Here is an 18,736-nt window from a genome sequence, read left to right as displayed (position 1 = left end):
GGCTACCGTCCGGTGAGCGACCAGGCGTCCTCGCCGCCTTCGTCCTCGTCATCGGGACCGTCGGCGCCGTCGAAATACTCAACAGCTTGGGTCCGGTTGTCCAGATCTGCTGCCACGAGGTCCTCGGCATAACCGCCGACGGCGATGTTGGAGTTCGCGTTATCGCTCAGGGCGGCGGTGTGGGCGTCAGGCGCAGCCGGGGATTCCTGTCCCTTCATGGCCGCAAGCACGGCAGCGAGGTCATCCGGCTTGACCAGGACATCCCGGGCCTTGGAGCCTTCGGAGGGACCCACGACACCACGGGACTCAAGGAGGTCCATGAGGCGCCCGGCCTTGGCGAAGCCGACACGAAGCTTGCGCTGCAACATCGAGGTGGAACCGAACTGGGTGGTGACCACCAATTCGGTGGCCTGCAGCAGCACCTCGAGGTCGTCTCCGATGTCGTCGTCGATCTGTTTCTTGGGGGCCTCAGCAGCGACGTCGTCGCGGTACACGGCCTGCAACTGGCCTTTGACGTGTTCCACAACCTTGTGGATTTCGGATTCCGTCACCCAGGCACCCTGCACACGCATGGCCTTGGAAGCACCCATCGGCAGGAAGAGCGCGTCACCCTGGCCAATGAGTTTTTCGGCGCCCGGCTGGTCCAGCACCACGCGGGAGTCTGTGACGGACGAGGTAGCGAACGCCATGCGGGAGGGCACGTTGGCTTTGATGAGGCCCGTGACGACATCCACCGAAGGTCGCTGCGTAGCCAACACCAAGTGAATGCCCGCGGCACGCGCCAGCTGGGTGATCCGGACGATCGAATCTTCGACGTCGCGTGGCGCCACCATCATGAGGTCCGCGAGCTCGTCCACGATGACCAACAGATACGGGTAGGGCTTCATGACACGCTTGGAGTCAACCGGCGGGGTCACCTTGCCTGCCCTGACCGCCTTGTTGAAGTCGTCGATGTGCTTGTAACCGTAGTTGGCGAGATCGTCATACCTGGCGTCCATCTCGCGAACCACCCACTGCAGGGCTTCGGCGGCCTTCTTGGGATTGGTGATGATGGGCGTGATCAGGTGTGGAACGCCCTCATACGCAGTCAGTTCCACACGCTTTGGGTCCACCATGACCATGCGGACTTCGTCAGGCGTTGCGCGCATCAGGATCGAGGTGATCATGGAGTTCACGAAGCTTGATTTACCAGCACCCGTAGCGCCGGCCACCAGGAGGTGGGGCATCTTGGCAAGGTTGGCGACGACATACCCACCTTCGACGTCCTTGCCGACACCCATGACCATGGGGTGATCGGTCCGGCGTGCGTTCTGGCTCCGCAGCACATCGCCCAGGGAGACCGTTTCGCGGTCCGTGTTGGGAATCTCGATGCCGATTGCGGACTTGCCGGGAATCGGGCTCAGAATACGTACATCGCTGGATGCCACCGCGTAGGAGATGTTCTTGGACAGCGCCGTTACGCGCTCCACCTTGGTGCCGGGAGACAGTTCGATTTCATAGCGTGTCACTGTGGGGCCGCGACTGAAGCCGGTTACGGCGGCATCGACGTTGAACTGCGTCAGCGTGTCCGTCAGGGCGGCCACGACGGCGTCATTCGCTTCGGTGCGCTCCTTCGGAATGGAGCCGGGTGTCAGGAAGTCCGAGGCAGGCAGGGTGTACGTGACATCCCCGGCCAGGGACAGTTGCTCTGTGCGCTGCGGAATCGGCGTGGGCGGCGGAGGCGGCGTTGCCGGCCTGGCCGGAACCTGCGCCGTTGTGGGTGCTGTCATCTCCGGAGTGAGGACAGGAATGGCCTCTGTGGGGTTGTCGATGCCGGGAGCAGCGCCCAAGCCCTGGGCAGCCTTGATCTTACCCACCGCTATCTCGGCCTGGGTGGGGCGGCGTACGCCCGGCGGAACGCGCGGGGCAGACGTTTGGGGAGTTTCGTCGTCGTCGACTATTGCATGCTCAAAAGCTTCGTCACCGACGTAGCCTTCCAAACCGGCGTCGGTATCCTCATCCTTGCCGAAGAAGCGCATCCGCTTCTTCTTCTTGGGCTTTGCAACCGCCCCGTTTTCATAGAGGTAGCTGCGATCATGGGCATCCTTGCCGGACTCGGCATCCATGAGGTCCACGCCCATGAGGTGCTCGTAGGCGGAGCGGATCCTGGAGGGGATCGCCCCGAACGGCGTGGCCGTAACGATCAGCACTGACACGAAGGCCAACAGGCTGTAGAGGATCACCGGGACGGCGGCATGAATTGCAGCAAGTGGCGACGCTGCAAGGAAGCCCAGCATTCCGCCCGCCCTGCGCAGCCCATCGAAGCCATCGGCCACGGTGGGCTGGCCGCCGATGATGTGGGCCAAGCCGGAACCGGCAAAAGTCATGATCATGAAGCCGATGCCAACGCGGTTGTTGCCGCGGCCATCCTGCGGTTTGCGGAAGAGGCGGAAAGCACAGATGAAAAGCATGAAAGGCAAAACAAGCGACATCCAGCCGAAAGTGCCATTGACCACGCTGTAGACGGCGTCAGGCAGCCATCCGGTCAGGCCCCACCAAGCGAAGGTGGCAATGCCGATTCCCAGCACGAGGTTGAACAGGGCTGCACCGTCGCGGCGATCGGCGGGATCGAGATCGCTGACGTCGTATCCGATCCGGCGGACTCCTGCGCCAACTACGTGCCCAATGCCCTGCCAGACGCCCGCCAGCATGCGCACGGGCAGCGGCGCATGGGGCTCGACGGCGGCCGGCTGCTTTGTGCGGGAGCTGCTGCCCCGACCGTTCCTGGGCGTGGCTGCGGTGCTTTTGGATGCAGCTGCGCCCCGGCCTGTGCCGCCGGATTTACTACTGGAGCTGCCTCGTGGCGTGGAGGAAGTACGGGTCGCCATGCTTGCCACGCTACCCCAAGGGGGCCCGAAATCCGCGGATTTCAGACCCCCTGGGATGCATGTTGCCGGTGGACTACGCCTCCAGGACCACCGGAATGATCATGGGACGGCGACGAAGCTTCCGGTTCACCCATGTTCCGATGATCCTGCGCACTACCTGCTGCAGCTGGTGGTTGGTGTGGTCTGCGTGGTTGAGCACAGCTTCTTCCAACGCGGCGTTGATCTTGGGAATGATTTCGTCGAAGACGGCGTCATCCTCCGCCACTCCGCGCGCATGGATTTCCGGTCCGGAGACGATCTTGCCGGTGGTCCGGTTAATAACCGTGATGATGGAGATGAAGCCTTCGTCGCCGAGGATACGCCGGTCCTTCAGATCCGCATCGGTGATTTCACCCACGCTGGAACCGTCCACATAAACAAAGCCGACCTCTACCTGGCCAACGATGTTGGCCTTGTGGTCCTTCAGGTCAATAACCGTGCCATTATCGCTAAGGATGATGCCGTCGGAGGGCACCCCGGATTCTTCGGCGATATTTCCATTGGCAATCAAGTGACGCGTTTCACCGTGGACAGGCATCGCATTGAGGGGCTCAAGGATGTTGTAGCAGTACAGCAATTCGCCGGCAGCTGCGTGTCCGGACACGTGAACCTTGGCCGTTCCCTTGTGAATCACATCGGCACCGAGCTTCAGCAAGCCGTTGATGATGCGGAAGACTGCGTTCTCGTTGCCTGGGATGAGGCTGGAGGCCAGGATTACGGTGTCGCCCTGGCCGACAACCACTCGGTGGTCGCCGTTGGCCATGCGAGATAGTGCCGCCATGGGCTCGCCCTGGGAGCCGGTGGACATGAGGACCACCCGGTTATCGGGGAGGTTGTCAATGTTCTTGATGTCCACCAGGATCCCGTTGGGCACGTCAAGGTAGCCCAGTTTGGCCGCGATGGCCATGTTCCGAACCATGGAACGGCCCACGAAGGCAACGTTGCGGCCGTGCTTGGCTGCGGCGTCGAGAACCTGCTGGACGCGATGAACGTGGGAAGAGAAAGAAGCCACGATGATGCGCTTCTTCGCCTGCCCGAACAATCGATCAAGCGTGGGGCCGATTTCCTTCTCGGCGGTAGTGAACCCGGGAACGTCGGCGTTCGTGGAGTCTGCCATGAAGAGGTCCACTCCTTCTTCGCCCAGGCGGGCGAAGTGACGGAGGTCGGTAATGCGGCCGTCCAAGGGCAGTTGGTCCATCTTGAAGTCGCCCGTATGCAGGACAGTGCCGCCCTCGGTGCGGATGAAGACTGCCAAGGCGTCCGGGATCGAGTGGTTCACTGCGATGAATTCGCATTCGAACGGGCCGAACTGCTCCACTTGGCCCTCGGTAACGGTCAGCGTGTAGGGCTTGATCCGATGTTCCTGGAGCTTCGCCTCCACCAAGGCTAGCGTCAACTGGGAGCCGATCAGGGGGATGTCGGCTTTGAGGCGCAGCAGATAGGGAACAGCACCGATGTGGTCTTCGTGGCCGTGCGTGAGCACCACACCGACAACATCCTGCAGCCGGTCCTCGATGTAAGAGAAGTCGGGAAGGATCAAATCAACGCCGGGCTGCGTTTCCTCGGGAAAAAGTACGCCGCAGTCAACGATCAGCAACTTGCCGTCGATTTCGAAGACCGCCATGTTGCGGCCTATCTCCCCCAGTCCACCCAGCGGAACAATCCGCAGTGTGCCTTGCGGCAGTTTCGGCGGAGTAACCAGTCCAGGAAGGGCTGTTTGGGTCATATTGTGCTTCTTTCCGGCGGAACCGTCCTAGACGTTGAAGTCCATTCCGGCTTCCGCCAAATCCCCGCGGATGGTTTGGATCTCGGCCTCGTCCGGCTCCACGAGGGGCAAACGGACAACCGAGTTGGGCAGGACTCCCTGCCACTTGAGAATCTGCTTGGCGGCTACAGCGCCTTGGACCCGCGTCATGGTTGCACGCACCACGGGTTCCAGTTCAAAGTTGATGGCCCGCGCCTTGGCGAGGTCATTGGCATTGACAGCGTCAATGAGTTCGCGGAAACGTCGGGTGGCCACGTGCGTGGTTACGCCCACGAGGCCTACCGCGCCGAGCGCCATCCACTGCAGTGTGAGGCCGTCGTCGCCGGAGTAAAAGACCAAATCAGTCTCGGCCATGACGCGGGTGGCTGCGGCGAAGTCCGCCTTCGCGTCCTTCACGGCCACGATGTTCGGGTGCTTCGCAAGCCCAATCATGGTCTCGGGAGCGATGGCAATGGAAGAGCGTCCGGGGATGTCGTAGAGCATGACCGGCAGGTCCGTAGAGGACGCAATCGTCTCAAAGTGGGCCCGAACGCCGGCCTGGCTGGGCTTGTTGTAGTAAGGAGTGACGATCAGAAGGCCGTCGATGCCAATCTGTGCCGCACGCTGGGACAGGTGCACCGAGTGCGCGGTGTCGTTGGTGCCGGTTCCGGCAATGATGGCAGCTTTGCCCCCCACGGCTTCCTTGACTGCACGGAACATGCCGAGGTTTTCTTCGTCAGTAAGGGTTGAGGTCTCTCCAGTGGTACCGGTGACCACGAGTCCGTCGCAACCGTCCTGGACCAGCTTCTCCGCCAATGCTGCAGCTTGGTCGTAGTCGACCTTGCCATCCTCGGTGAACGGGGTGACCATGGCGGTCAACAGGGTACCAAGTGCGGGAATGTGGGCGCGGGAGTCAGACATAAGAAAAACGTTACCTTGTCACGGCCATGTTCCGGGAATGGGTTCCGCGTGATGGTCGTCATCGGCACTGCTGACTATGCCGGCTTGGGCGTCTTCAGCGTCCCTTCCGGACGCGCCGTCCCCTCCGAGCAATACTGCGCCACCGCTTTTTCCTTCAGCTGTTCCGCCCACGCAACCAGGCGTTGGGAAGCGCGGACGTAGTCGAAGAGTTCCCTTGGTGTGAGGGCTTCAAGGTCTGTTTCAGCCAGGCGACGTGCAAGCTCAGCACCCGGCGGCTGCTCGATCAGGACCGTGCCCTCGCTGCGCCACTGGACGTCCTCTGGCGGCTCGCCTGCCACGAGTTGCCTGAAGAGGAAGTCGACCACACCCGGACTCATCGCCTTCATGGGTCCGTGGAGGCCTTGCCGAGGATTTTGAGGCCGAGGATTTGGAGGCAGAGGACTTGGAGCATCGTTCATGCAGCCATATTATTCGAACATATATTCGAAGACAAGGCCCTTGAGTCGGAGCCGCGCGCAATTCCGCTATGAGACGTCTGTCCCCGGAGATGCTTCCAGCCCGCTTCACAGCGGGGCCATAGTCGCTTGTGAGACGATCGCAGCATGACTTCGCAAGAGACGGCGCCAGCCCGGAAGGTGCCCAGGGGACGCAAAGTCTCCACCCGCCTCACGGGCATTGACGCCGCCCGCGGCCTGGCCCTGCTGGGAATGATGGCCACGCATCTGATGCCGACCTTCGGCCCCTCCCCCCAGTGGGAACCCACCTGGGTGGGACTGGTTTTCTCGGGCAGGTCCGCTGCGCTGTTCGCAGTCCTCGCCGGAATCGGGTTGGCACTAACTACCGGGAAACAAGAGCCGCGCCAAGGCATGGACCTCTGGGCAGCGAGAAGCGGTGTTGCAATGCGCGCCTTGGTGATTGCCGTCGTCGGGCTGACTCTTGGGGGTCTGGACGTCAACATCGCGATCATCCTGGTGCACTATGCCGTCCTGTTCCTGTGCGTCCTGCCGTTTCTGGGATTGCGACTGAAAGCGCTCTTCTTGTGGGCGCTCGGCTGGGTCCTGGTGTCACCCCTGATCGCCTACCTCGTCCGCCCGTGGCTTCTCGACGCCACCCCTCCCCTGCAGTTGGGCCACAATCCAAACAGCGAGGACCTGGAGACGCCGGGACGCCTTGTCGCGGACCTGTTCTTCACTGGCTACTACCCCGTGTTCCAGTGGATCGCTTATTTGCTGATCGGACTGGCGATCGGACGTTTGGCGCTCACGACGGCGAACGTCCAGTTGCTGCTCTTCACCTGCGGATTCGCCGTGGCCGCTTTGGCGAAAATCGCAGGAACCCTGGCCATGGAGGTATGGGGCGGTCGTGCCGCCCTGGAAGCACTTCCCGGAACACGCGGATACCCGCTGGAGAGCATGCTCCAGGTGAACCTGACCGGATTGCAACAGGTAGATTCCTGGTGGTGGCTGGCAAGCGCGGCACCACATGCTGGCACCGCCCTGGACCTGCTTCATACCGGCGGGGTGGCTGCCGCCGTCGTCGGGTTCTTCCTGATGCTCGGCACGCTGGCCGAACGCATCAAGGTCAACTTCCTCATACTCCTCAGCGGTCCGGGTGCCATGACCCTCACGCTGTATTCACTCCACGTGTGGGTGGTCTCCGGTTTCCACAACAAGCCACTTCCAGCGGGGTGGACCGACGAGGGAATGTATTGGACACAGGCGCTGGCCGCCGTAAGCATCGGCGTGTGCTTTGCCCTCTTCCGACGCCGGGGACCTCTGGAGTGGCTGGCACACCAGGCCTCGCGTTTGGGCAGTTACCGCCCGGCTGCCGTGGGCTGAGAACGGAACAGTTTCACGGCGTCGCGCATTGAAGCGCGGGCACGTTTGCGATCTCCAGAGGCATCGTAGGCACAGCTCAACCGGAACCAGGAACGCCAATCCCCCGGCGCTGCCTCGGCCTCCTCACGGTACTTTTCGAACTCGGCGTCCGCGGCAGCACGGACAATGCGGCCACCGGGCGTGCGCGGCAGGGTATCCACAGGCAGTCCGCCCTCGGCTTCCAAAACCTTGGCCATCTGTTCGGTTCTCGCGCCAAACAACAGCTCACGAATGAGCGCCCAAGCGCCAATCATGGGCAAAACGAGGTAAGCAGCGCCGATGCCCTTTGCCACCAGATTGGGATCACCAAGCAACAGGATGGACCGCTGGAGGGAAACCACCAGATACAGCACCAATAGCAAGGTGATGGCACCAACCCAGATTTTGGTGCGGTTCTTCTTCACAGACTCCCAAAGAGTTCCCATGGTCCTAGAGCCCCAGGTCCAGGTAGCCATCCAGGCCCACGGTCAAGCCTGGGTGGTCCGCAACTTTGCGAAGCCCGAGCAGGACACCAGGCATGAACGAGGCACGGTCGAAGGAATCGTGGCGCAAAGTCAGCTGTTCACCAGGCCCGCCGAAGAGCACCTCCTGGTGCGCCACCAGCCCGCGGAGCCGCACGCTGTGGACGCGTACACCCTCCACGTCGCAGCCCCGGGCGCCGTCCAGGGACGTTTCCGTAGCGTCAGGACTTGCTGGCACACCGGCTTCCTGCCTGGCCTGGGCAATCAGCTGTGCCGTACGCACGGCCGTACCTGAAGGAGCGTCTACCTTGTTCGGGTGATGCAGTTCAATGATCTCCACGGACTCGAAGTACTGCGAAGCCTTCGCCGCAAACGCCGAAGCCAGCACAGAACCCAAAGCAAAATTCGGGGCGATCAGAACGCCTGTTTCCGGCTTCTGTTCCAAGAGGGTGCGCAGCGATCCAAGACGCTGCCCATCCCAACCCGTGGTCCCAACCACTGCATGAATGCCATGTTCAACCGCGAAGCGCACGTTGGCCTCGGTAGTGTCAGGAACAGTCAGGTCCACAACGTACTTGGCACCTGTGTCGAGCAGTGTCTGCAGGGAATCGCCGCGACCGAGAGCTGCTACCAGCTTCATATCATCGGCTGCTTCAACAGCCTTCACGGCTTCAATTCCCATGCGCCCGTGGGCGCCCAGCACTGCAACGGCAAGTTGTTCGGTCATGCCTTTAACCCTACCGCCGGGCCGGGGTACGGCAGGAACCGTGACTCCGCGCTTACTCTCCTGGACCGTTCCCGCTCCCCCGGGCCGTTCCCGCCTACTCCCCGGGCCGTTCCCGCTTATTCCCCGGCCCCGACCCATTCCACGGTGCCGTCGCTGAAGAACTGTTCCTTCCAAATGGGCACCTGCGCTTTGACCCGGTCCACGAGTTCCGCACAAACGGCAAACGCCTGGCCCCGGTGGGCGGCCGCAACGGCACACACCAGCGCGGGATCACCGATCTCCAGCATCCCAATCCTGTGCGCGGCCCAAATCCTGACCGGTTGCTCTGCTTCGCCGGAGTGCTCCGCGACCAGCTGCGCGACGACGTCGGGCATGATCCGGTGCGCTGTGGGATGGGCGCTGTAGCTCAGGCGGTCCACGGGCTTACCGGAATCGTGGTTGCGCACCACGCCGCTGAAGCTGACTACTGCCCCGGCGGTGTCAGACTCCACCGCGGCAATTGCCTGGTCAACGGAGATAGGCTCGGCGCTCAGGACCGCGCTAACAACTTCAAAGTCTGTTTCAGTGCCCATGGCTTCCTTCCAATTGATCGCAAAGGTGCCCGATCACCGGATCCAGGACAGTCAATCCATCCATGACGCCCTTCGGGGAGCCGGGCAAGTTAATGATGAATGTCTTTCCCGCTGCTCCTGCGTGCCCACGGCTCAGCATTGCCATGGGCGTCTTTGCAGTGCCCGCCCGCCGAATGCCTTCCATAATGCCCGGAATCTCGCGATCCAGCAGCGGCAACGTCACTTCCGGCGTCTGGTCGTCCGGGCTCAGGCCTGTTCCACCACTGGTGATGACGACAGCGGGCTGCTGCGTCAGGAGCGCCCTCAAAGCCGCGCCAACGGGCTCACCATCCGGCACCACCATGGTGGGGAAGGCATCAAAGCCATGCTCCTTGAGCCAGTCCATGATGACGGGGCCGGTTTCGTCGGCGTAGATTCCCGCTGCCGCACGGGTGGAGGCGATAACGACGCCGGCCTTCCGCGGCCCGTGGGCGTTTGGTTCGCACGCACTCATGCTTGGGCTCCTTCAGGGGCGGATTGCTGGGCGGATTCCGGGGCCGCGCTGCCCCGGTCCCAGTCACCGTGTTTCCAATCCCCACTTTTGCCACCGCTTTTTGCCAGCACCTGGATGTCTGTCAGGACTGCATGCTTATCCACGGCCTTGATCATGTCGTAGACGCTCAGCGCTGCTACGGAAGCAGCGGTGAGCGCTTCCATTTCGACGCCGGTGACACCGCGGGTCTTCACGGTAGCCAGTACTTCGATCGAGTCAACTCCCAACTCAAAATCGATGGTGACTTTGGAAATCGGCAAGGGGTGGCACAGCGGGATCAGTTCCGGTGTCTTCTTAGCGGCCATAATCCCTGCCACGCGCGCCACTGCGAGCGCGTCGCCCTTGGGGAGTTCGCCAGCGCCGAGAAGCGCCAGGACTTCGGCAGTGCTGCGCACCGTGGCCGTGGCAGTTGCCTCACGGGTGGTAACTGCTTTCTCTGAGACATCCACCATCTGGGCAGTACCGTCTTGCCGGAGATGGGTCAGGCCGCCGCTGTTGCCGGACGTGTTCGTGGGAATTTCATTCACAGCATCCATACTTCCACTTCGCTTCCCTCCGCGAGTTCCATGACGTCGCTGGGGATCTGCACCAGGGCGTTCGATCGCGCCAAGGCGTGCATCAGGTGGCTTCCCGCGCCACCTTCCATTCGAACGGAGCCGTCAGGCAGCACTGTTCCGCGGCGCACTTGATGCTTGCCCTCGGGTGAGCGCAGGGGTTCTGCCAAGCGTGCCCGCTGTACTGGCCGCGGTGCCGGGACACCATGGATCAGCGACAAGGCAGGGCGCAGGAACATTTCGTAGGAGACAAGGCAGCTGACAGGGTTGCCGGGAAACCCGAGGAACGGAACACCTTCAAAGCGGCCGATTCCTTGTGGTCCCCCGGGCTGCATCGCCACCGGCAGGAACTCCACGTGCTGGGCGGCCATGGCCTGGCGGACAACCTCGTACGCCCCCTTGCTGACGCCACCGGTGGTCACGATCAGGTCCACCGGGTGCTTGCCGTCTTCGCTTCCGACGTGGTTGCGAAGTACTGCGAGCAATCGTGCGGGATCGTCATCGGAGATTCCGCTTCGTACCACGTCAAGACCCGCTTGGCGCATGGATGCTTCCAAGAGGATTCCGTTGGAGTCGTAGATCTTGCCGGGCGTGAGGTTCCGGCCCGGTTCCAGGACTTCATCGCCCGTGGTGACCAGCAGGACCCGCAATGGCTTGCGGACTTCGACGGCGGTCAGCCCCAGTGCGGCCAACAAGCCGAGCTGCGCTGGTCCTAAACAGGTCCCCGCGGGGAGGGCCAACTCCCCTTCCTGGATGTCGCTGCCGGCGTTTCGAACATAGGTGCCCGGAGCAGTGGCGGGCAAATCAACCTCAACGTCCCTGGCCTCAGGATTCGGGAACGTGCTGGGACGCGCCCGCTCAATGGGAACCACGGCGTCGGCACCCTCGGGAATCATGGCGCCGGTCATGATGGGCACGGCATAGCCTGGCTTCAAGGCCTCCGGAGCCGCCCCCGCTGGAACCGGTGCCGCCACGCGTAGCTTCGCGCCGCCGTCGGGAATGTCGGCAGAGTTGACGGCAAAGCCGTCCATTTGGGAGTTGGCAAATGGCGGCAGGGAAAGTTGCGCCTGGAGGTCGACGGCGAGCGCCTTGCCCAGGGCTTCCAGTAGCGGCAGCTGTTCAGTTGACGTGGTCGCGGCTTGACCGCTCAGTAGTTCCACCACGGCGTCGCGATGGGCAGCAACGGATCTGGGCAAGGACATCCTCCTGTGTGGTCACGCTGTGTGGTCACGCTCGGGGCCGGAGATTATCCGGACGTACCCAGAGTAGGGCCTTAAGTGACCTTCACGTTGATGGTGTGGTACCCGGTGGCGCCGTCGGGAGCTACCGGGGTCCGGTCTTCGGTCTGTGGTTTGCCCGTGGAGTCAGTGGCACGCACCTGGACTTCATAGTTGCCGGGCGTGAGATCAAGTCCCAGCTGCCACTGGTACCAGGTATCCGTGGATATCCCCGGTGCAAGCATCGTCTGGCGCCAAGGACCACGGTTGACGCGGAGCTCCACATGGTCAACACCGCGGTGCTGGGCCCAAGCGACACCACCAAACTGCACTTTGCCTGCTTTGACCGTGCGGCCACTGCGCGGTACGTCGATCCGGGACTGCGTCTTGATGGGGCCGTGATCACTCCAGCCGCGGGGAGTCCAGTAAGCGGTATCGTCCGCGAATCGGGTGACCTTGAGTTCGGTGAGCCATTTGGTTGCTGAGACGAAGCCGTAGAGTCCGGGCACGATCATCCGCACTGGGAATCCATGTTCCAGGGGCAGCGGCTCGCCATTCATGCCAACGGCCAGGAGGGCATCGCGGTCATCCGTGAGCGCTTCCAGCGGCGTACTTGCTGTAAAGCCATCGTTGCTTGTGGACAGCACCATGTCCGCTCCTGGTTTGGGACCCGCCATGGCCAGGAGCTCCCGCACAGGCCAGCCGAGCCACAGGGCATTGCCGATGAGATCGCCGCCCACTTCATTGGACACGCACGCGATAGTGATATGGCGTTCCGTCATGGGCTTGGTGAGGAGCGTCGCGAAGTCGAGTTCAATCTCTCGATCCACCATTCCGGTTACTTTCAATTTCCACTGTGGAGGGTCGATGGCCGGAACGGTCAATGCAGTGTCGATACGGTAAAAGTCAGGGTTCGGTGTCACCAAGGGGCTGATCCCTTCCAGCGGCAGTGAAGCCCCGTTAGGGATCGCCTGCTGGGTTGTCGCTGGCGCTGGCAGCGTCAAGGAGCCCCTGAAACCGGAAGCCACGGCTGTCGCGCGCGTGAGGACACTGGTGACAACGCCGCCAACAGCTGCCGCAATCGATGTGACCGCCAGTGCGTTCAGGAAGCTCCGCCTTGCCAGAGGGGCAGGCTCCGGCGAGGGTGCGGCAGTGGCTGTTGACCCTTCAGCAGATGGCACCACGCCGGATGACGCTTCACGCGGCGGCACCCAGGTGCCCAGCCGGCGAATCAGCATGCGGAGCAGCAGCATGGTGACGACGGCGGCCACGATGGGCGCGATGGCGGCTTGCGGTGTTGTTTGGGCACGGGTCAGGACTGCGCTTAGGCCCGCCGCACCTGCCAAGGCCGCCAGAACAAGTCCGAGTCCGGTTCGACGGCGCTCCAGAATCCCGGCCAGGGCAGCCAGAACAACGGCCACGATCAGGATGGAAGCGACCAGCACGACCTTGTCCGCCGTCCCGAAGAGCTGCACGGCGAGGTCCTTCACCCCTGGAGGTACGGAATCGATGACGGCACCGCCCAGGGCTGTCACCGGCGAAACGAGGGGGCTGAGGAAGCCGGCGCTCAACTCGCCTGCAGCAATGCCTGCTGCCCCGGCAGCCACCCCGGCAACCGCTGCCCAGAATCCAGGCTTTCTCATGCTGCGCCTCCTTGGCGATCCACGGCAGATCCTGCCGCAAGGGAGCCCTCCGGAAGGGAGCCGGCCGGAAGCGACAGCGCAAACCGACAACCGCCGTCGACGTTTTCCACGTTCACAGCTCCCCCGTGCGCTTTCACGATGCCAGCCACCATGCTCAATCCGATTCCTGCTCCGCTGTAGCTTCCCTGCGCTCCCGACGGGCTCCCCCGAGAAGGGTCCTTTTGCCAGCCGGTTTCGAACAGGTGGGGAAGGTCCTCCTCCGGGATGCCCCCGCAGTGGTCTTCCACGGCGACCACAGCGTTTCCGTTGTCACGCCCAACGCTGATGTGTACCTCGGTGTCCGGCCTGCTGTAAATAATCGCGTTGAGCAGCACGTTCCGGACAGCCCGGGCCATGCTCGGCCCGTCGGCTACGGCCATGCATTCGCGGTCTCCGCCGCCGGTGAGCGTAATGCCGCGTTGGGCGGCCAGCGGCGCCAGATCGGACAACGCATCGCTGACAAGGTCATAGAGGTCCAGCGATTCGGCGCGCAAGCGAAGGCTTCCGGCCTGGATCTTGGACAACTCCAGGAGGTCGTTGACCATGGCGGTCATTTGTTCGGTCTGCCCGATGATCTTCCGGTAATACTCCGGGACGTCGGCGGCCATGCCGTCCTCGAGGGCTTCGGTCATGGCGCGCATGCTGGCAAGTGGGGTGCGGAGGTCGTGCGAAATCCACGAGACGAGTTCGCGCCGCGCGGTTTCGATGGCGGCTTCCCTTGCCCGCGATTCCGCCAGGTTTCGGCTGCTGGCCTCCAGTTCCTGGGCCAGTTCAGCGAGTTCTGAGGTCATGGCAGGCTCGGCCCGCTTTCCATCCATACTGTTGTGGTCCAGGGTTTCGCCCCGGCCGAGTCTCCTGGCCACGGCTACAAGGCGCGCCGCATTCCGGGATACCCCGGCTCCCAATACGAGCGATAGCGCCACTGCAACTGCTGAAGCCATGGCCAGGATGTACCACATGACCTCAAGATCCCGGGCAGAAATGAACATGGCGTTGAAAGCACTGACCATGCCTGCCACAAGGACAGCCACTGTAGCCACCACAACCAGGCAAATCTGGGCCAGCACCGAGGCACGCCGGAGGACGCGTAACAGCACCAGCGTGATGGCACCGATAACCACTGCCCACAGGAGCACCCAGGCAAGGATGGTGGCAAGCTCAGTACCCTCCATGGCCATCCTCCTTGGCGTCGAATCTGTAGCCAACGCCCCAAACCGTCTTGAGGAGCTCAGGTTTGGTGGGGTTGTCCTCGATCTTCTCGCGGAGGCGCCGTACATGGACGGTCACGGTGGAAAGATCGCCAAAGTCCCAGCCCCAGACTGCCTTGATGAGTTCTTCCCGGCTGAAAACCTGGTTGGGCCTGCGCAGCATGAAGGCCAGGAGATCGAATTCACGCACTGTCAACGTTAGCGGCGTTCCACGGTGAGTGACGGTCCGGGATGCGGGATCCAGTTCAAAGCCTGCCAGTTCGACAGGTGGTTCGGGAGAGAATTCCTTGACGCTGCGGCGAAGCACAGACTTAACGCGAAGGACCAGCTCCCGCGGCGAGAACGGCTTGGTGACATAATCGTCCGCGCCCATCTCCAACCCCAGGATGCGGTCATCTTCGGTTCCCAGCGCCGTCACCATAATGACCGGCACGCTCATGCTTTGGCGGAGCCGGCGACACACTTCCACACCGTCCAGTCCTGGCAACATACGGTCCAGGATGACCAGATCCGGCTGGCGCGTCGCGGCGAGCCTAAGTGCCGTGAACCCGTCCCCGGCCATGTCCACTTGGAATCCGGCCTGCAGGAGATAGTCGCGGACAACATCGGCAATGGTCTGCTCGTCTTCGACGAGGAGGATGCGGCGATTGCCAGGCTCTGCCGCTGATGGTGCCGATTGCATGCTCACGCTTTCAGCATAGGTACGCCGGCGCTGCCCGGCACCGGATACGTGCCACTTCCGGGCGAATGTCCGTATTCCGTAAGAACTGCCTACCGCACGGACATGTCCCGGGGCACCTGAACGAAGCGTCCGATGAGTGAAACGGAATGTAGCCGGTATCACTCTTCACGCCATGGTGGCGTAGCCTGAATTTATGAGTGTTCAGCTAGGCATGCCTGTGCCTCCTTCGGGCAGCGCTGCAGGGGGCCCGGTTCCGCCGCCGCGTCCGGCTGGGACGCCCACGGGCTTGTGGGACCGCTACGGCCGCCGGGCGACCGATATGCGCCTGTCCCTGACGGACAAGTGCAACCTCCGCTGTACGTACTGCATGCCTGCGGAAGGGTTGGAATGGCTCTCCAAGCAGGCGGTGATGACCAAAGACGAAATCATTCGGATTGTGCGTGTAGGCGTTAACGCCCTGGGCGTGCGGGAACTGCGCCTCACTGGCGGTGAGCCGTTGGTCCGGGCGGACCTGGTGGACGTCATAGCAGGCATCCGGCACGAGCACCCCGAACTTCCCATTTCGATGACCACCAACGGCGTGGGCCTGGACAAGAAGGCCGCTGCCCTCAAGGCCGCGGGTCTCACCCGGATCAACGTCTCCCTTGATTCGCTTCACGAAGAAACCTTCACCAAGCTCACGCGCCGGCCTTTCCTGGACCGTGTCCTCGCCGGCGTGGACGCCGCCTGGGCTGCCGGTCTTGGTCCGGTCAAGTTGAATGCCGTGCTGATGAGGGGCATCAACGATGCCGAATCTCCGGACCTCCTCGCTTGGGCCCTGGGCCGTGGCTACGAACTTCGCTTCATAGAGCAGATGCCGCTGGACGCGGACCACGGTTGGACGCGGCGCAACATGATCACAGCGGCTGAAATCCGGGAACTGCTGTCCAAGGATTTTGTCCTCAGCCGAGATCCGCGGGAACGCGACGGCGCCCCCGCCGAACGTTTTGAAGTACGACGCCGGGACCAGGCATCCGGTGAAGCCACAGGGGCTGTCCTCGGTACAGTCGGAATCATCGCCTCGGTCACTGAGCCGTTCTGTTCGGACTGCCGGCGCACCCGCATCACTGCCGAAGGCAAGATCATGAGCTGCCTGTTCTCCCGTGAGGAGTTCGACCTCCTCGGACTGCTTCGCCAGGGCGCAACGGACGACGAGCTTGCCCAACGTTGGCAGGACGCCATGTGGGTCAAACCCAAAGCCCACGGCATGGACCACACCGGCCTCGGCGCACCGGACTTCGTGCAGCCGGACCGTAGTATGAGCGCAATCGGAGGCTGAACCCTTGCTTGTACGTTACTTCGCTGCCGCACGCGCCGCTGCAGGTGTAGAAGAGGAGATCCACCCGCTCCCGGAAGGATCCAGCCTCGAGGCGTTGCTGGAAGCTGCCCTCGCCGTCGAACGTCCTCTGCCTCCGGATGGGACACCAACGCTTGCGCGCATCGTGGCCCGTAGCAGCTTCCTCAGGAACGAAATTGCGGTTCGAGACCCTTCTGCTCCCCTGGGTGCCGAGGACGTTATCGACGTCCTTCCTCCGTTCGCAGGCGGCTAAACGGCGGAGTCAATAAACGTGGATTCACCGGCTGCGGCGCTTCCGAGTGCCAATGCCAGGACGCCGGCACGGCTGTGCGTTCCGGTTTTCGCGAAGATGCTCTTGAAATGATCCTGTGCGGTCAGGGGCGAGATCCGCATCCGGCCTGCGAGGACCTCGTTCTCCATGCCTGCCGCCAACAGGGCCAAGGCCTGCCTTTCCCGTGCCGTCAATCCGTAGGCCCGAACGAACACGCCAAGCCGGGCTGCGGGCAGGCACTCCTGGATGGTGACGGCGATGGCCGGACCATTTGGCGAGTGAGTGGGACTGTCCATCCGGGCGGCCCGCAAGGAGGCCCACTGCCCTCCACCGACATGGATTCTGGCTGCAGACGCACGATTGTCTATATGTGCTTCCTTGGCCAACAGCTGCGCCACCACGTTGTATACCTCTGCCGGGATTCCTGCGTGGGGCCGGGGCGCCCGTTGCAGAAGGGATAACCAGTTGCTGGCGCTGCTTGTCTGCCCGAGGACCTGCATGTCTTCGTCCATGACAAGAACCGCTTGGGCGGGAATGGACCCTTTCGACCCAACAGGAGATGCGGCGAATTGCCGGGCGCGGCTGCGGCGCAGTCCGCGGGTCATTGCTGGCGCGAGCGAAACAAGGAAGTCGAGCTCCTCCTCGCTGAACGCAGGATCTGTGTCCTCCCTCCAGAGATCAAGCCATGACCAGATACCGTGCTGGTCCGCCAATGCCAGTGACGCTATGTCTCCCACTCCGTAGCTGCGGAGGATGGTGTCCCAGAGCGGGTGTCGGGCGGGATCTCCATTTGTGGCCGCAAAGAGTGAGGCAGCCGGCCGTTCGGCTTCGGACAGGACTGTCCAGCGGTTTATTCGGCTGGCATATCTGGCTTTGATGACCAGCGGCACTTCGTTGGGGCACGGCACCGCCGCCATGGGCGCAACACCGGTTGCCGACTCGGGATCAGTAAGCGGCCAGACGAAAGCGCTGAAGCCCACCGCGTGCCGGAGCTCCACCACGGCAGCCTCGCGAAGGGCGTGGTCATCCCCAGCGGCGAGAAACAAGTCCTCAATCCGTTCCCGTGTCCGGTGGGTTGCCCATGTGCTGGCCATGCAGCCAGTATGCGCCGCTGCCGGCGCTTCCGGACCCCCATGAATCTGGGATATCGGCGCCTGTCATCGGCACCTAAGCTGGCAGCACCAACGTGAACCACACAGGAGGGAATGCCATGTACACCCTGTACATCGAACACGGAATCAAGGACTTTACCCAGTGGAAAGCCGCCTTCGACCGTGACCCCCTGGACCGCGCCGCCTCAGGAGTAAAGCAGTTCCGGGTGGGGACGCCCATGGAGGATCCCCGCTACGTGCTGGTTGAAATGGATTTCGAGCGTGCAGAGCAGGCAACGGACATGGTTGAGCGACTGCACGCATCTGTCTGGAGCTCCCCAGCCAACGCCCCGGCCCTCCAAGGCGCACCAAAGACGCGGATAGCCGAAACGGTGTACACGGGAACCTATTGACGCCAGTTCCTGCCTGGCCGGAGTCCTCGGCACATTCCTCGTGCCGCCGTCAGGTTTTCCGGAACACGCTCTTGAGCAAGGGACTGAACTCGGCTGTGCCCTCGAGCCGCAGTTCCGCGGTGTGCACCAGGACGCCATCTTCAACACGAAAGGTGTGCCGGGCTACCCCCTCCGGCGTTCGCCGTTCCACCGTCAGCGTCCCGTCATGCCATGTGCCGCGCACCGGGGCAGTTGGCGGCCGGCCCATACTGTCCACGTAATACCAGAGCGTGTCCCCATGGGCGGGATCCACGGTGAACATCCCGTGCCCTTCAAAGTGCGTTCCATCCGGTTCACGGTGCCGGTAGCTCTGCACGACGGCGTAGCCCCCAGCGGCTTCTGTGAAAACGGCTTCGGCCTCCGCAGTGCGCGCCGCACCCCATGGAGACTGTGCTATTTCCGTGATGCCCCGCCAATGTCCGATGAAGTCTTTCAGCAGTCCTGCGGCGTGTCCTTTGGGGGGCAGATCCATCACGACTCCAATGTGAGCAGGGCAGCATGAT

The 18,736-nt window shown here is 62.8% G+C and carries 19 protein-coding genes; 4 read left to right on the top strand and 15 right to left on the bottom strand.

Annotation, left to right across the window (positions count from 1 at the left end; translation table 11 throughout):
* Positions 1-2: 2 nt before the first annotated feature.
* The 4 genes from AB4Z15_RS09390 to AB4Z15_RS09375 all read right to left on the bottom strand — a co-directional run bounded on the left by AB4Z15_RS09390 (position 3) and on the right by AB4Z15_RS09375 (position 5,957).
* The gene (locus tag AB4Z15_RS09390; RefSeq protein ID WP_442017053.1) at positions 3-2,867 is read right to left on the bottom strand and encodes a DNA translocase FtsK; all 2,865 of its coding nucleotides are present in this window, start codon (positions 2,865-2,867) and stop codon (positions 3-5) included.
* A 73-nt stretch (positions 2,868-2,940) separates the two neighbouring features.
* Positions 2,941-4,632 (bottom strand): ribonuclease J, encoded by a 1,692-nt coding sequence (locus AB4Z15_RS09385; protein ID WP_442017052.1) that lies wholly within the window; start codon positions 4,630-4,632, stop codon positions 2,941-2,943.
* 27 nt (positions 4,633-4,659) lie between these two features.
* On the bottom strand, positions 4,660-5,571 hold the full coding sequence (gene dapA, locus AB4Z15_RS09380; RefSeq protein WP_223936573.1) for a 4-hydroxy-tetrahydrodipicolinate synthase: 912 nt from the start codon (positions 5,569-5,571) through the stop codon (positions 4,660-4,662).
* A 74-nt stretch (positions 5,572-5,645) separates the two neighbouring features.
* Positions 5,646-5,957: a hypothetical protein gene (locus AB4Z15_RS09375; protein ID WP_442017051.1), complete on the bottom strand. Its 312-nt coding sequence runs from the start codon at positions 5,955-5,957 to the stop codon at positions 5,646-5,648.
* A 216-nt stretch (positions 5,958-6,173) separates the two neighbouring features.
* Between AB4Z15_RS09375 and AB4Z15_RS09370 the strand changes: the two genes are divergently transcribed.
* Positions 6,174-7,409, top strand: a complete 1,236-nt coding sequence (locus AB4Z15_RS09370) for a heparan-alpha-glucosaminide N-acetyltransferase domain-containing protein (protein ID WP_442017050.1) — start codon at positions 6,174-6,176, stop codon at positions 7,407-7,409.
* On the opposite strand, the gene AB4Z15_RS09365 is transcribed toward AB4Z15_RS09370, so the two are convergent.
* The 9 genes from AB4Z15_RS09365 to AB4Z15_RS09325 all read right to left on the bottom strand — a co-directional run bounded on the left by AB4Z15_RS09365 (position 7,385) and on the right by AB4Z15_RS09325 (position 15,083).
* The gene (locus AB4Z15_RS09365) at positions 7,385-7,873 is read right to left on the bottom strand and encodes a hypothetical protein (RefSeq protein WP_442005787.1); all 489 of its coding nucleotides are present in this window, start codon (positions 7,871-7,873) and stop codon (positions 7,385-7,387) included. The two genes, AB4Z15_RS09370 and AB4Z15_RS09365, sit on opposite strands and share 25 nt — an antisense overlap.
* A 4-nt stretch (positions 7,874-7,877) precedes the next feature.
* A complete protein-coding gene (dapB, locus tag AB4Z15_RS09360; RefSeq protein ID WP_442005786.1) occupies positions 7,878-8,636 on the bottom strand; it encodes a 4-hydroxy-tetrahydrodipicolinate reductase in 759 nt (252 codons plus the stop codon).
* Between the two features lie 116 nt (positions 8,637-8,752).
* Entirely contained in the window at positions 8,753-9,208 is a 456-nt protein-coding gene (locus tag AB4Z15_RS09355; protein WP_442017049.1) for a molybdenum cofactor biosynthesis protein MoaE, read from the bottom strand.
* Positions 9,198-9,701 (bottom strand): MogA/MoaB family molybdenum cofactor biosynthesis protein, encoded by a 504-nt coding sequence (locus AB4Z15_RS09350; protein WP_442005784.1) that lies wholly within the window; start codon positions 9,699-9,701, stop codon positions 9,198-9,200. The genes AB4Z15_RS09355 and AB4Z15_RS09350 overlap by 11 nt, the downstream gene beginning before the upstream one ends.
* On the bottom strand, positions 9,698-10,276 hold the full coding sequence (gene moaC, locus AB4Z15_RS09345) for a cyclic pyranopterin monophosphate synthase MoaC (protein WP_442017048.1): 579 nt from the start codon (positions 10,274-10,276) through the stop codon (positions 9,698-9,700). The genes AB4Z15_RS09350 and moaC overlap by 4 nt, the downstream gene beginning before the upstream one ends.
* On the bottom strand, positions 10,264-11,496 hold the full coding sequence (locus AB4Z15_RS09340) for a molybdopterin molybdotransferase MoeA (RefSeq protein WP_442017047.1): 1,233 nt from the start codon (positions 11,494-11,496) through the stop codon (positions 10,264-10,266). Before AB4Z15_RS09340 ends, moaC begins: the two co-directional genes overlap by 13 nt.
* A gap of 71 nt (positions 11,497-11,567) precedes the next feature.
* Entirely contained in the window at positions 11,568-13,154 is a 1,587-nt protein-coding gene (locus AB4Z15_RS09335; protein ID WP_442005781.1) for a molybdopterin-dependent oxidoreductase, read from the bottom strand.
* Positions 13,151-14,365, bottom strand: a complete 1,215-nt coding sequence (locus tag AB4Z15_RS09330) for a sensor histidine kinase (RefSeq protein ID WP_442005780.1) — start codon at positions 14,363-14,365, stop codon at positions 13,151-13,153. The genes AB4Z15_RS09335 and AB4Z15_RS09330 overlap by 4 nt, the downstream gene beginning before the upstream one ends.
* Positions 14,352-15,083 (bottom strand): response regulator transcription factor, encoded by a 732-nt coding sequence (locus tag AB4Z15_RS09325; RefSeq protein WP_442005839.1) that lies wholly within the window; start codon positions 15,081-15,083, stop codon positions 14,352-14,354. The genes AB4Z15_RS09330 and AB4Z15_RS09325 overlap by 14 nt, the downstream gene beginning before the upstream one ends.
* A 193-nt stretch (positions 15,084-15,276) precedes the next feature.
* Here AB4Z15_RS09325 and moaA point away from each other — a divergent pair, with 193 nt between their 5' ends.
* Both moaA and AB4Z15_RS09315 read left to right on the top strand, forming a co-directional pair.
* On the top strand, positions 15,277-16,401 hold the full coding sequence (gene moaA / locus AB4Z15_RS09320) for a GTP 3',8-cyclase MoaA (protein ID WP_442017046.1): 1,125 nt from the start codon (positions 15,277-15,279) through the stop codon (positions 16,399-16,401).
* Positions 16,402-16,405: 4 nt separating this feature from the next.
* Positions 16,406-16,672, top strand: a complete 267-nt coding sequence (locus AB4Z15_RS09315) for a MoaD/ThiS family protein (protein WP_442017045.1) — start codon at positions 16,406-16,408, stop codon at positions 16,670-16,672.
* Here AB4Z15_RS09315 and AB4Z15_RS09310 read toward each other — a convergent pair.
* Positions 16,669-17,784 (bottom strand): helix-turn-helix transcriptional regulator, encoded by a 1,116-nt coding sequence (locus AB4Z15_RS09310; protein WP_442017044.1) that lies wholly within the window; start codon positions 17,782-17,784, stop codon positions 16,669-16,671. The two genes, AB4Z15_RS09315 and AB4Z15_RS09310, sit on opposite strands and share 4 nt — an antisense overlap.
* A 116-nt stretch (positions 17,785-17,900) precedes the next feature.
* On the opposite strand from AB4Z15_RS09310, the gene AB4Z15_RS09305 reads away from it, so the two are divergent.
* On the top strand, positions 17,901-18,194 hold the full coding sequence (locus AB4Z15_RS09305) for a hypothetical protein (RefSeq protein ID WP_442017043.1): 294 nt from the start codon (positions 17,901-17,903) through the stop codon (positions 18,192-18,194).
* A 49-nt stretch (positions 18,195-18,243) separates the two neighbouring features.
* Here AB4Z15_RS09305 and AB4Z15_RS09300 read toward each other — a convergent pair whose 3' ends face one another.
* The gene (locus AB4Z15_RS09300; protein WP_442017042.1) at positions 18,244-18,705 is read right to left on the bottom strand and encodes a DUF1579 family protein; all 462 of its coding nucleotides are present in this window, start codon (positions 18,703-18,705) and stop codon (positions 18,244-18,246) included.
* Positions 18,706-18,736 lie beyond the last annotated feature (31 nt).

The sequence above is a fragment of the Paenarthrobacter sp. 2TAF44 genome (assembly GCF_052114885.1).
Lineage (GTDB): Bacteria > Actinomycetota > Actinomycetes > Actinomycetales > Micrococcaceae > Arthrobacter.
This window is presented reverse-complemented; position numbering and strand designations above follow the sequence as displayed.

Bases quoted from the DNA above. Each gene is read 5' to 3' on its own strand.
- dapB (WP_442005786.1), bottom strand. From the start codon at position 8,636: ATGACCGAACAACTTGCCGTTGCAGTGCTGGGCGCCCACGGGCGCATG.
- moaC (WP_442017048.1), bottom strand. From the start codon at position 10,276: ATGGATGCTGTGAATGAAATTCCCACGAACACGTCCGGCAACAGCGGC.
- AB4Z15_RS09335 (WP_442005781.1), bottom strand. From the start codon at position 13,154: ATGAGAAAGCCTGGATTCTGGGCAGCGGTTGCCGGGGTGGCTGCCGGG.
- moaA (WP_442017046.1), top strand. From the start codon at position 15,277: ATGAGTGTTCAGCTAGGCATGCCTGTGCCTCCTTCGGGCAGCGCTGCA.
- AB4Z15_RS09340 (WP_442017047.1), bottom strand. From the start codon at position 11,496: ATGTCCTTGCCCAGATCCGTTGCTGCCCATCGCGACGCCGTGGTGGAA.
- AB4Z15_RS09310 (WP_442017044.1), bottom strand. From the start codon at position 17,784: ATGGCCAGCACATGGGCAACCCACCGGACACGGGAACGGATTGAGGAC.
- AB4Z15_RS09325 (WP_442005839.1), bottom strand. From the start codon at position 15,083: ATGCAATCGGCACCATCAGCGGCAGAGCCTGGCAATCGCCGCATCCTC.
- AB4Z15_RS09355 (WP_442017049.1), bottom strand. From the start codon at position 9,208: ATGGGCACTGAAACAGACTTTGAAGTTGTTAGCGCGGTCCTGAGCGCC.
- AB4Z15_RS09365 (WP_442005787.1), bottom strand. From the start codon at position 7,873: ATGGGAACTCTTTGGGAGTCTGTGAAGAAGAACCGCACCAAAATCTGG.
- AB4Z15_RS09390 (WP_442017053.1), bottom strand. From the start codon at position 2,867: ATGGCGACCCGTACTTCCTCCACGCCACGAGGCAGCTCCAGTAGTAAA.
- AB4Z15_RS09330 (WP_442005780.1), bottom strand. From the start codon at position 14,365: ATGGAGGGTACTGAGCTTGCCACCATCCTTGCCTGGGTGCTCCTGTGG.
- AB4Z15_RS09375 (WP_442017051.1), bottom strand. From the start codon at position 5,957: ATGAAGGCGATGAGTCCGGGTGTGGTCGACTTCCTCTTCAGGCAACTC.
- AB4Z15_RS09370 (WP_442017050.1), top strand. From the start codon at position 6,174: ATGACTTCGCAAGAGACGGCGCCAGCCCGGAAGGTGCCCAGGGGACGC.
- AB4Z15_RS09300 (WP_442017042.1), bottom strand. From the start codon at position 18,705: ATGGATCTGCCCCCCAAAGGACACGCCGCAGGACTGCTGAAAGACTTC.
- dapA (WP_223936573.1), bottom strand. From the start codon at position 5,571: ATGTCTGACTCCCGCGCCCACATTCCCGCACTTGGTACCCTGTTGACC.
- AB4Z15_RS09305 (WP_442017043.1), top strand. From the start codon at position 17,901: ATGTACACCCTGTACATCGAACACGGAATCAAGGACTTTACCCAGTGG.
- AB4Z15_RS09385 (WP_442017052.1), bottom strand. From the start codon at position 4,632: ATGACCCAAACAGCCCTTCCTGGACTGGTTACTCCGCCGAAACTGCCG.
- AB4Z15_RS09350 (WP_442005784.1), bottom strand. From the start codon at position 9,701: ATGAGTGCGTGCGAACCAAACGCCCACGGGCCGCGGAAGGCCGGCGTC.